Raw genomic sequence first — 10993 nt, 5'->3', positions numbered from 1 at the left:
GTCACGACCGGTGCTTGAGCACCCGGTCCACGCTGAACAGTGTGGTGGTGCCGCTGACCTCGTTGCCGACGGCGAGGAGCGGCTTTCCGGTCGGTGACTTCTTGGCACTGATGAACGCCAGCCCCTCGGGACCCAGGTCCCCGGCGGCACCCAACGATGCCGGGTCCTCCTCGACGGAGGCCGAGAAGTCTCGGTTGTTGACGTAGGTGACGAACTTCGAGCGTTCGGGGGAACTGATGTCGTACACCATGATTCCGCCCACCCGTTCAAGACCAACGAAGGCGTAGGTCTTGCCGTCCACCTCTCCGATGGTGATGCCCTCGGGTTCGGGGCCCTTGTCGTCGCTGCGTCCCTCGAAGTTACTCTCGCTGTGGTTCGAGTTGAAGTATTCAGGCAGCACCTTGGCGGTGATCCGTTCGAAATCGGTTGCAGTGTCGAAGACCTTCTTGCCCTTGTCGGTCCAGATGGACATCGACCGGGTGCCGTAGGTGAACAGCTCCTGGTAGCAAGATCCGTCAGCAGAAAGACCGTCCGCGAGGGTGATGTTCAGGCGGCCCAGGTTCTGATCCTGCTGCAACTGCTCGATGGTCATCTTGCTGCCGTCGGCGTTGCGTTTCCTGGTGTCGAAGCCATCGCAAATGGGCGGCAGGCCGTCGCCCAGATCCTTGACCCGGGCCTCTTCCGAGTAGCCCTCCCAGGCCCGGGCGTCCCCCTCATTGGCTGTGACGAGGTAGGTCTTACCCTTCACCGTGTAGGAGGACATGGCATCTGGCTGGTGGAAGCCTTTCACTGGCCAGGTGGCAAGGTTGATCGCGTCATCCCGGTCCGACATATCGGCGGGTGTCTTCAGACGGTCCACCGTCCCGAGCGGCGTGATCCTCGTGATGGTGGCTGAGTTCAGGTTCACTTCGGCAATCGCGTTGGCCTCCTGAAGCGACACGTACGCCGTGCGTCCGTCCTTGGCTACCGTCACGTACTCGGGTTCAAGGTTTTCCGACACCGGGTACTTGGGTTTCACTCCGGTGGCGTCCTCACGCCCGCCGTAGATCCTCACGCCGTCGGGCAGCTTCTTTTCGAACGCGCGGAAACCTGCAGTTTTGACATCCTTCTGGCGCGGGAGTTCGATCCTGTGGTGCTTGAGTTTCACGATCGAGACCGACCCTTCGGGGTCCACTGAGTAGTCCTCGGCTGGCTCGCCCTCATTCGCGACGACGGCCTTGTCCCCCTTTGCGGTGATGGTCACCATGTCGGGGAGGGCGCCAACCCGCACGGAGCCCAGGGTTTCGCCGTCGCCGTTCGCGTCAAAGAACACCAGCCAACCTGGATCGGTCTTGGTGGGTGCCTCGACGGCGAGGACCCCCAGGCCGTCGTCGCGCACCGCCACCGAGTTCACCACTGCCCCGTCGGGGATCCGTGACCCGTCCCCGGACTTCACTCCTTCAGTGACCAGATCGAACAGCTTGGTGGGCTGGGCTGGATTCTTCACATCGAGTACTTCGACGAGGGCTTCAGCTGCGTTGACGACGAGCAGTCGTTGGGCAGCCGGATAGTGGGTGACAATTTCGGCCGCGCTGGCGTCGAAGATTCCCGTCTCATAGGTGCCGATCGGGTTCAGCGATAGCGCCGCGCGATCCGCTGAATACCTGACCGGATCGGCAACCACATTGGCGGTGGCTGGGGCGGCGACGCCGAAGGTACAGGCGATGGCTGTCGCGGCAATCAATGTCCGCTTGCTCAGTTTGTTCACGATGGGCTTCCCTCAGGTAGGTGCGACGGTGCAGTGGGGAGATAGCTGGATGGGTCAGGTCAAACAGGGGCGCAACAGTCCTCAAACTAGGTCCGCCGTCTGACCGGTATCCGCCGGGTAAGAAAACTGCCGGTGAACGGTGGGCAAATTGATCACCAACACCGGCACTTGGCGGTCCCAAAGCTAGGATGTCCACCATGACTGAACTGCCTGTAGCCCTGATCACCGGTGCATCGCGGGGCATCGGCCTCGCCATCGCCCGCGAACTCGCCCCCACCCACCACCTGTTCCTCGGCGGCCGCGACGCCGACGCCCTGCAGGACCTGGCCCGCGAGTTCCCCTCCGCCGAGCCGTTCGCCGCCGAGCTCACCGCGCTCACCGCTGACGCTGTCGAGGGCATCACCAGCCTCGATGTGCTCGTCCACTCAGCGGGCGTGCTGCAGATGGGCCAGGTGGCCGAGCTGACCGCCGAGCAGTGGCGGAACAGTTTCGAGGTCAACGTGTTTGCCGTCGCTAACCTGACCCGGCTGCTGCTTCCCGCGCTGCGGGCCGCCAAGGGGCAGGTCATCGCCATCAACTCGGGCTCCGGGTACGCCTCGGGCGACGGCTCCGCCCTGTACAGCGGCACGAAGTTCGCGCTGCGCGCCCTCACCGACGCCCTCCGGCAGGAGGAACGCGGCAACGGGGTGCGGGTCAGTTCGATCCACCCGGGCCGGGTAGCCACCGACATGCAGCAGGAACTGCATACGTTCGAGGGCAAGCCCTACCGGCCGGAGGAATGGATCCAGCCCGATCAGGTGGCCAAGGCGGTCCGGCTGGCGGTCGACGCCTCCCGGGACTCCACCATCGAGTCGCTGAATATCCGCCCTTCCGGGATGGTCTGACCGACCGTCCTGACCGCTGCCTGACCCGCGGCTATCCGCGCCGGATCACCCGGGGCTTGCCGAACTGCGTCTGCACGCCCGGCGAGTACAGCACCGACTCGGGTGGCCCGGTGACGGTGATCCCGGCCGCGGCAACCAGCCCGTCGTCGAGATGGTCGATAGTCGCCGGGTGCAGGGGCCACGGCGCGTGCGTGTTCGGGATGAACAGCGTCCTCCCTGCCAACTGCGAGTGCAGGCCAAACCGTGCGGTCACGTTGATCGTCAACGGATCGGACGCGACCACCGCCCGGTTCGGCCTGACGGCGAACGACGACGACGCCCCGCCGCGGAACCGCCGCACCGTGTACCCGGCACGACCGGGGTCGGGCACCGGCGCACACCGGGACCAGACGTAGGGGATCCCAGCCGCCCGGGCCACCAGGACCACTGCCAGCCGGGACGCATCGAGGGTCAGGAACACCACCCCGCGGGTCCCATCGGGTTCCCGGGAGTACAACCGGACGTTGATTTCGCTGAAGGACCCGAAATAGGGAACGGGCATCCCTGAGCCAATCCCGGCGCCCACCATCCGGAACCCGATCAGCCCCACCCACGCGTCGCCGTCGAACACGTCGGGTTCCGTCCCGGGCGGCATGAAACCGGCGGCGGTCTCCACCGGAATCCGCCAGTGCAGGAACACGGCGTCCATCCACGCCTGATCCATGATTGGCCAGCTGACCAGGGGCGGTGCCGCCGGCCAGGCGATTGAGTCAGACATCAGCGTGCTCCTTGGAAAATAGCGGTTTCATCCGGTTATCGACCTGCAGCACGGCGAAGCCGAACCCCACAAACATGGCCCCGATGAAGACGCAGTTGATCAGTACTTCCAGCGGATCGATGATCCTTAGGTCGACGAAGGGGTACGGGTACCAGGTGACCGCCGCCCCGCGCAGGAGCGTGTAGACCAGCCAGACCCCCGGGAAAATCAGCGAGAGCCAGACCGTCTGGATGGTGAAGCGGGGCCGGGGGCCGAACAGTAGCCACCCGAGTACCGTCAGGATTGGCACCACATAGTGCAGCAGGGTGTCGGAGAGCCGGCCGAGGCCCACCAGTGCCTGCACCTCCGGGAGGCGTCGCAGCAGCGTGAACGCGATCAGCCCGGTGACCGAGATATTGACGACGGCGTTCAGCCGCAGCACCCGCCACAGCGTTGACGACCGGCCCGATGGGTTCAGGGCCAGGTCCGCGTTGATCACCAGCACCAGAATATTGCTGAGGATGGTGAAGTAGCTGAAGAAATTCCACCACGACATGACGGGGCCGAGTACCGAGTAGTTTTCCCCGTTGATCAGGGCGATCACCTGGGCGCCGAGGCCCACCAAACCGATCAATGCGACGACGCCGTGCCAACCCCGTGCAGCTAACCCCATCGGTACCCTCCCACGCTGGCTGACGACCCTCCACTGATCGTATGCCCAGTAGGCTGTCCCAGTGAACGAAGAGACACTCTGGGCGGCAGAAAACCGCGAGCACCCCGGCCATTCCACCCGCTACATTCAACGCTTCGAGGCGATGCGCGCGGAGGGCCGTGACCTGCACGGTGAGGCACGGGTTCTCGACGCGATGGCCGCCCGTGGCAGCCGGATCCTCGACGCCGGGTGCGGCACCGGCCGGGTAGGCGGGGAACTGGCCCGCCGGGGTCACCTGGTCACCGGGGTCGACGCGGACGCCGAGCTGATCGGTGCCGCGCGGCGGGACCATCCTCTCTCCGAGTGGCAGGTGGCGGACCTGAGCGGGCTGGCGCTGGAGCGGACGTTTGACCTGATCGTGTGCACCGGGAACGTGTTGCCGTTCCTGGCGCCCGGTACCGCGCCGGAGGTACTGCGCCGGCTGCAGGTGCATCTGGTTCCGGGCGGCCGGCTGGTGGTGGGCTTTGGCAGCGAGCGTGGGTATTCAGCGGAGAGGTTCTTCACTGATGCGTCGGCCGCCGGCCTGGAACGCCGTAACGAGTTCTCCACCTGGGACCTGCGTCCAAGGGAGCCGACGTCGTCGTTCCTGGTTGCAATTCTTACCCGGACCAGCCAGGCGGCGCCGCCCACTACTACGGCCGACGTCGGCCCTTAAACGACAAACAGCACCCGGCGAGAGCCCTCAAGGCTGCTCTCCGGGTGCCGTCAGGCGGCACTGGTAACCCAGTACCGGTGGACCCAGTTCAGGATCAGGCGCGGCTGATGCCAGCCCGAGCCATCGCGTCAGTGTAGGCGGCCTGCATTTCCTGGCGCCACACCTCCTGCTTCGCCGGTGATCCCGCAAACGCGCGGTCACCTGTGGATTTCACCTTGTACACCTTGAAGCCGCGGCGCTGAATGGCCCGGTTCTCCAGTTGCGTGAGGCGGCGTGCCACCTTGTGGGCGTCGGTGCCGTGAGCCACCAGGGCTGAGGCACGCGAGACGCGCTGCAGGAAAGCCAGCAACGGCTTGACGCCCTCGTCGATCTGCTCGGGGGTGAGCGCCTTTTCCTTCACCTCTGTGACATACCAGGGATAAACGTTCCAGGGCATCACGAACTTGGGCTGAAGCCCAACGCTCTCGTAGATCTCGGCGGTGCGGATGGCACTCTGATCGTCGTTCTCCGCGGACACAAATCCTGAGGCGAGGTTTGCGCCCGGGTTGGAGAACAGGCTCACAATGCGACACTCGTCGAGGTCGTGTGCTGGGTCAATGTAGGGAAGTGAACGGTCCGGCTTCTGCTCGGCCAGAGTGTCACACATCCGGTTGATTTCTTCGATATTCGGGTCGTAACGTCGTTCCCACTGCTGTGCTCGGTAAGCCGGGTCCGCCATGCGTCGTGCCAATGTTGCCTCCTCGCGGACAATGCCTGAAGTGGCAATAATTTTGTCCGCAGTCTTCCAGCTTACGCGCCCAAGCTGGACGCTGAATCAACTGGTCGCCTGTGGGAACTAATCTCACACGCGCAAATACCCTCAGGTACTACCGATGGCGACGGCGTGTCGGCCCCAACACGCCGAATTTCCTCTGGTTGGACTGGTGAAAGTGGGGAAACCTGCACACCCGAGGGCGGCCTGCCCAGCGGGCGACGACGGCCTCTCGCCCTCCCTGGGCTGCCAACCTGGCTGCCCGACGGGCCGCTAGGCATCCTCGCCGTAAATGAAACCCTTGGCGAAGGCGACAGCCTTCTTGAACGCATCGTTCCGCAGGGAGATCTCATCTGCCACATCCTCGGATTCGAGATAGGCCGTGTGCCCGGGCCGCAACACCCAGATATCCCCCTCGGGTGGCAGGTAGAACACCCCGAAGGAGCGCTGCCGCTGGTCATCTCCCCAGATGGGTACCGCGGCGACGGCCGCACCTGTGTCCACATTGATCCACTGCGCCCTCGGTAGAGGCTCGCCGCCGACGGCCGGGTCAAGGAACGGGGCGGCACCCTTGCCCCAGCGTTCCTCGAAGCGCTCGTAGAAGGCTGGAACCAACTGCGCGTCGTACCGCCGCCATCCGGACATTACCTACCCCTTCCCCGCTGTGCCTTACCTATTCCTCTGCCTTGGTTGACGCCTGCAGTTCCGATACGTCAGTGGGGTGACCCCCGTTGCCCCCTCCGGGAACCACCCCTGCTTCGTGACGGGCTGCTTGAGTGACGAACCCGTGCGTCAGGCGTTGATCTCCTGCCGCGCCTGGCCATTGCTTTCGATTTCGATCTTCCGGGGCTTGGCCTTCTCGGCGATCGGGATGCGCAGCGTCAGCACGCCGCCGTCGTAATTGGCCTTGACCCTGTCGGTATCGAGGGTGTCACCCAGGATCAGCTGTCGGCTGAAGACCCCGCGTGGACGTTCTGCGGCGATCAACTCGGTGCCGTCAGGGGCCGATGGGCTCCGCTCAGCGCGGACGGTCAGCACGTTGCGCTCCACGTCGAGGTCGATGGAGTTCGTGTCGACACCGGGGAGATCGAACGTGACAACGAAGCTGTCCCCCTCCTGCCACGCGTCCATCGGCATGGCTGCCGGCCGGGCGGTGGTTCCCAGTACCTGCTGGGCAAGACGATCCAGCTCCCTGAATGGGTCGGTACGCATCAACATGGTTCTGCACTCCTTCAGCATCTTGAGTTGATGGATATCCTGTCAACCATTCTGTAGTGGCTGACATAGATTTTTTATATCACCAGTGAGAGACTGATGCAACAACAATTTTTGACGGGATCGAAACGATCACTCAGGACGAGCGGAGGTGTTGGAGATGGCGGAGAAACAAGATCCAAGCACGGGGGTGTACGCCATCTCGGTGGCGGCCGAACTGGTGGGAATGGGACAGCAGAACCTGCGGCTGTACGAACGCAAAGGGCTACTCGATCCCGCCCGGACCCCCGGCGGGACGCGGAAGTACAGTGAGCTGGATCTGGCGACGCTGCGGCGCATCGAGCAGCTCCTCGCCGAGGGACTGAACCTCGCGGGGATCAGGATGGTGCTGGTGCTGGAGGCCGCTAACGGGAAGTTGCGCGACGAACTGGATGCCGCTGACTAGAGCGCATCCAGTCCGGTATCGAAGTGCCCTTTAGGCGCGCCCCTTCAGGATCAGTTTCCAGTAGACCCGGGGCAGGATCCGGCGTTCGAGAACAAAGGTGGCCCGCCGTTCCCGCATGATGCCCTTCCACGGGATGGATGGCATCGCCCGGTACTGGTCGTCGAACTCGGAGAACACCACGGTGGACCGGGACACAGTGAACGGGCACGCCGAATAGTTGTTGTACTTTGCGCTGACCTTCTTGCCCTTGAGCACTGCCATCAGGTTCTTAGCCACCACTTGAGTCTGCTGACGGAGCGCAGCACCCGATTTCGAGTTCAGGGTTGCCGCCGCGTCGCCGAGGGACCAGACGGCCGGGTATCTGAGGGACCGCAGCGTTTCCGGGTCCACCTCAACAAACCCCGAGGGGTCGCCCGGCGCCGGGAGGTCGGTCGATTTGAGCCAGTCGGGGGCCGACTGCGGCGGAACGGCGTGCAGCACGTCGTAGCCCAGAATTTCCGTCTTCCCGGCCAGGTTGTCCTGGACGGTGACGGTCTTCCCAGCGGCGTCGACCGCGGTGACCTCACTGTTGTAGCGCAGCTCGATACCGTACTCGGCGATCTTGCGGTTGAGCTCCTCGTTGGCCACCGACTCCGCAAAGACCGTCGGGGTGGGAACCACCAGGACCACCCGGATGTCATCCAGGACTCCCTGCTGAGCCCAGTAGTCGCAGGCCAGGTACATGGGCTTTTGGGCAGCACCCCCGCAGGTCAGCGGCCCCGGTGGCAGGTTGAACACCACAGTTCCGCGGCGCAGGGCGCGCAGCAGGTCCCAGGCCTTGGGCGCCAGCTCGATCTCGTAGTTCGAGGCACCATATTCCGATGCCATGGCGTCGGCCAGACCGGGCACCGCATCCCAGTCTTTCTGGATGCCGGGGCACACCACCAGCTGGTCGTAGCCGATCCGGGCACCGGAGGCCAGGAGAACGGTGTTGTGGGCGGCGTCGACGTCGGCGGCGGCGTCCTGCACCCAGGTCACCCCGCGGGGAATCACCGACTGCTGGGGCCTGATGGCCTCCGAAGCCTGGGCGGTTCCACCGGCTATATGGGAAAACAGCGGCTGGTAGAGGTGGTCGGAGCTGGGCTCGACCACCGCAATATCCTTGGCACCGTACCGGCGCAGCCGTGCTGCGAGGGAGATCCCGGCGTTACCCCCGCCGATCACGACGATCTGATGGTGGGTCCCAGCCGAACCGTTGTCCGCAGCGGCCACGCTAGGCCGACTTCTCGGTGAGGGCGCTCGCCTTATGTGCGGCACGGGCCCCCGTTTTACCGGACTCGACGACGTACTGCGGCTCGTCCTCGCTGGCGCGGTGCGTGTTGCCGTCCAGCTGGAAGTCGCTGGTCTTCTTCTCGACAATTTTCCCGTAGGTGGTGCCCTGCGGAGTGTTCCACTCCACGGACGTGCCTTTGCTCAGTGCCACAGTGACTCCTCAGATTGACAGTGTGCTTACCAGCCTACGGGCAATTACAGCCCCCGACGCCGGTCCGGCACCGAAGAGCCTACGGATCCGGCTATGAAAAGATGGGGACCACGTGAAGCACGCTGTCCTGAACCCAGGAAGCATCAATCTCCAGGACGGCGAAGGGACTTTCATGACCGACCGCGAAAGTACCGCTGTCCGCGGCCGCCACCGCCGGGAAGCTCCGGCCGCCCCTCTCCGGGAAGGGTACCGCCCGGAGGTGCAGGGCCTTCGCGCGCTCGCCGTCCTGATGGTGGTGACCTATCACATCTGGTTTGACCGGGTATCCGGCGGCGTCGACATCTTCCTCCTCATTTCGGCGTTCCTGATGACCCTGACGTTCGTCAGGAGGTCTGATCGCGGCACCCCCTTCGCCCTCCTGCGGCACTGGGTGCACCTGTTCAAGAGGCTGCTGCCCGCCGTTGCCGTCGTGCTGATCGGCACGCTGGTCGCCTCGCTCCTGTTGCTGCCGCGCGCCCGCTGGAGCATGGTGCTCGACCAGTCGTGGGCTGCGCTGTTCTACTTCCAGAACTGGTTGCTGGCCGCTGAATCCGTCGACTACTACGCGGACACCAGCGTGGCCAGCCCCCTCCAGCACTTCTGGTCCCTGTCCATCCAGGGACAGGTGTTCGTGCTGTGGCCGCTCCTGTTCCTGGGGGCGAGCCTGATCGCCAGGAGGATCAACGCGCGGTTCCAGACTGTCGCGGCGGTGATCTTCGGCGCGATCTTCCTCGCGTCGCTCGCCTTCTCCATCTACCAGACGAATACCAACCAGTCCTTCGCCTACTTCGACACCCGCGCCCGGCTGTGGGAATTCGCGCTGGGTACGCTGCTCGCGCTGGTGCTGCCGCTGATCAGCCTTCCCCGTGCTGCCGCCGTCGTGGCCGGCTGGATCGGGCTGGCCGGGATGCTCAGCGTCGGCTACGTGCTCGACGTCGAAGGCGAGTTCCCCGGGTTTGTCGCCCTCTGGCCGCTCCTGTCCGCAGCCCTGATCATCGCCGCCGGCCAGACCGGAAGCCCGTTTGGGGCGGACCGGTTCCTCTCCTGGGGGCCACTGGTCAGGATGGGCGACCTGTCCTATGCGCTCTACCTCTGGCACTGGCCCATCCTCGTCATCTACCTCGTGCACCAGGGGCGTGACACCGTTGGGCCCCTCGGTGGGCTTGCCATCATCGGCCTGTCCCTCGCCCTGGCCTACCTCACCACCCGTTTCGTTGAGCGGCCGCTTCGAAGCATGCCGAAGGTCGAGGCGAGTCGGGTGCGCAGCCTGGCGGTGATCGTTGCCTGCATCATGCTGATTTCAGTCTCGGTGGCGAGCGTGCAACTGGTCATGAAGACCCAGGCCCAGGCCCTCCTGAGCCAGGCCGAAACCGAGAACCCCGGCGCCTACTCCCTGCTGCCCGGCTTCGTCGATCAGTCCACGGGAGAGTCGCCACCGCTACCGGATCTGGGGAGCCTTGACGCTGAGTGGGGTGTGCTGGGCGAAAAGTGCGAGGGGGAGCAGGTCCCGGTGGGGAACGACGCTGCTGTCCGCGGCTGTTCCTTCACCCCGGCCGACGGCGAGCCGGCGAAAGAGATTCTGGTGATCGGTGATTCCCATGCCGAACAGTGGTTGGAACCCATCGAGCTGATGGCCCAGCGGAACAACTACCAGGTCACTGCCCTGCTGCTCGGCGGATGCAGCTACGGCGCCGAGAGCGACGCACGCAACGAGGTCTGCAATACGTTCAACGACGCCGCCACTGACTACGCGCTGCGGATGGAGCCCGACGCCGTGTTCACCATGGCGACCATTTCCACCAAGGACACCACCAGGGAGCGGTCTGTGGCGGGGATCGGTGAGGCCAGTGCGATTCTCGGCGCGGCGGGCATCCCCGTGATCGGGATGCGGGATAACCCCCGGTTCGAGGTCAACATGATCTCCTGTGTCGAGGAGCACGGTCAGGATGCCGCCGAGTGCATCTTCCCGGTTGACGAGAAACTCCCCGCGACGGCGCCGGTGCCGACGGCGGAGACGGGCGGAGCGCTCCGGCTGATGGACCTCACCGACCTGATCTGCCCCGAGGGGGTCTGCACCCCGGTGGTCGGCAACGTCTACGTTTACCTGGACGACAACCACCTCACGATCACCTACACCGGAACTACCCTTCCCGAATTCGAGGAACGCTTCCACGCGGCTCTGAGCTGAGGTCAACCGCCTCTGGACTCAGGCTTGGCGGCGTCACGGCGGCACTACCGCCCGGCCATGGGGCTCCCGCCAGGGCAAACTGGACTTCAGTCCAGGCAAACGAAAAGGGACAGAGCCGTTGGCCCTGTCCCTTCATGCCGGTTGGGTCACCCCGTCCGG

At 64.8% G+C, this 10993-nt stretch carries 12 protein-coding genes; 4 read left to right on the top strand and 8 right to left on the bottom strand.

What is annotated here, in order from left to right; translation table 11 throughout:
- Position 1 precedes the first annotated feature (1 nt).
- Positions 2-1747: a choice-of-anchor I family protein gene (locus HMI57_RS03825; protein ID WP_346655127.1), complete on the bottom strand. Its 1746-nt coding sequence runs from the start codon at positions 1745-1747 to the stop codon at positions 2-4.
- A 197-nt stretch (positions 1748-1944) separates the two neighbouring features.
- Here HMI57_RS03825 and HMI57_RS03820 point away from each other — a divergent pair, with 197 nt between their 5' ends.
- Positions 1945-2631, top strand: coding sequence for an SDR family oxidoreductase (locus tag HMI57_RS03820; RefSeq protein WP_171584569.1), 687 nt, complete (start codon positions 1945-1947; stop codon positions 2629-2631).
- A gap of 31 nt (positions 2632-2662) precedes the next feature.
- On the opposite strand, the gene HMI57_RS03815 is transcribed toward HMI57_RS03820, so the two are convergent.
- Entirely contained in the window at positions 2663-3388 is a 726-nt protein-coding gene (locus HMI57_RS03815; protein WP_171584568.1) for a DUF2071 domain-containing protein, read from the bottom strand.
- The gene (locus HMI57_RS03810; protein WP_171584567.1) at positions 3381-4040 is read right to left on the bottom strand and encodes a Pr6Pr family membrane protein; all 660 of its coding nucleotides are present in this window, start codon (positions 4038-4040) and stop codon (positions 3381-3383) included. The genes HMI57_RS03815 and HMI57_RS03810 overlap by 8 nt, the downstream gene beginning before the upstream one ends.
- 61 nt (positions 4041-4101) lie before the next feature.
- Between HMI57_RS03810 and HMI57_RS03805 the strand changes: the two genes are divergently transcribed.
- Positions 4102-4734, top strand: coding sequence for a class I SAM-dependent methyltransferase (locus HMI57_RS03805; protein ID WP_346655126.1), 633 nt, complete (start codon positions 4102-4104; stop codon positions 4732-4734).
- 94 nt (positions 4735-4828) lie between these two features.
- On the opposite strand, the gene HMI57_RS03800 is transcribed toward HMI57_RS03805, so the two are convergent.
- From HMI57_RS03800 to HMI57_RS03790, 3 genes are all read right to left on the bottom strand, one after another.
- Positions 4829-5464: a uracil-DNA glycosylase gene (locus HMI57_RS03800; protein WP_228720906.1), complete on the bottom strand. Its 636-nt coding sequence runs from the start codon at positions 5462-5464 to the stop codon at positions 4829-4831.
- Positions 5465-5758: 294 nt separating this feature from the next.
- On the bottom strand, positions 5759-6130 hold the full coding sequence (locus tag HMI57_RS03795) for a hypothetical protein (protein ID WP_171584566.1): 372 nt from the start codon (positions 6128-6130) through the stop codon (positions 5759-5761).
- A 147-nt stretch (positions 6131-6277) separates the two neighbouring features.
- Positions 6278-6703 carry an Hsp20/alpha crystallin family protein gene (locus HMI57_RS03790; protein WP_171584565.1) on the bottom strand — a complete coding sequence of 142 codons (426 nt, stop codon included), beginning with the start codon at positions 6701-6703 and terminating at the stop codon, positions 6278-6280.
- A gap of 157 nt (positions 6704-6860) precedes the next feature.
- Here HMI57_RS03790 and HMI57_RS03785 point away from each other — a divergent pair, with 157 nt between their 5' ends.
- Positions 6861-7145 (top strand): MerR family transcriptional regulator, encoded by a 285-nt coding sequence (locus HMI57_RS03785; protein ID WP_171584564.1) that lies wholly within the window; start codon positions 6861-6863, stop codon positions 7143-7145.
- Between the two features lie 30 nt (positions 7146-7175).
- Here the strand turns inward: HMI57_RS03785 and HMI57_RS03780 are convergent, their stop codons facing one another.
- Both HMI57_RS03780 and HMI57_RS03775 read right to left on the bottom strand, forming a co-directional pair.
- Positions 7176-8396: an FAD-dependent oxidoreductase gene (locus HMI57_RS03780; RefSeq protein WP_171584563.1), complete on the bottom strand. Its 1221-nt coding sequence runs from the start codon at positions 8394-8396 to the stop codon at positions 7176-7178.
- 1 nt (position 8397) lies between these two features.
- Complete coding sequence (locus tag HMI57_RS03775) at positions 8398-8607, bottom strand: DUF2945 domain-containing protein (protein WP_171584562.1); 210 nt, start codon at positions 8605-8607, stop codon at positions 8398-8400.
- Between the two features lie 112 nt (positions 8608-8719).
- Here HMI57_RS03775 and HMI57_RS03770 point away from each other — a divergent pair, with 112 nt between their 5' ends.
- Complete coding sequence (locus HMI57_RS03770; protein WP_346655125.1) at positions 8720-10834, top strand: acyltransferase family protein; 2115 nt, start codon at positions 8720-8722, stop codon at positions 10832-10834.
- Positions 10835-10993: the final 159 nt, after the last annotated feature.

Origin of the sequence: Arthrobacter sp. 260 (assembly GCF_013116745.1) — a bacterium.
Classification (GTDB): Bacteria; Actinomycetota; Actinomycetes; order Actinomycetales; family Micrococcaceae; genus Arthrobacter_D.
This window is presented reverse-complemented; position numbering and strand designations above follow the sequence as displayed.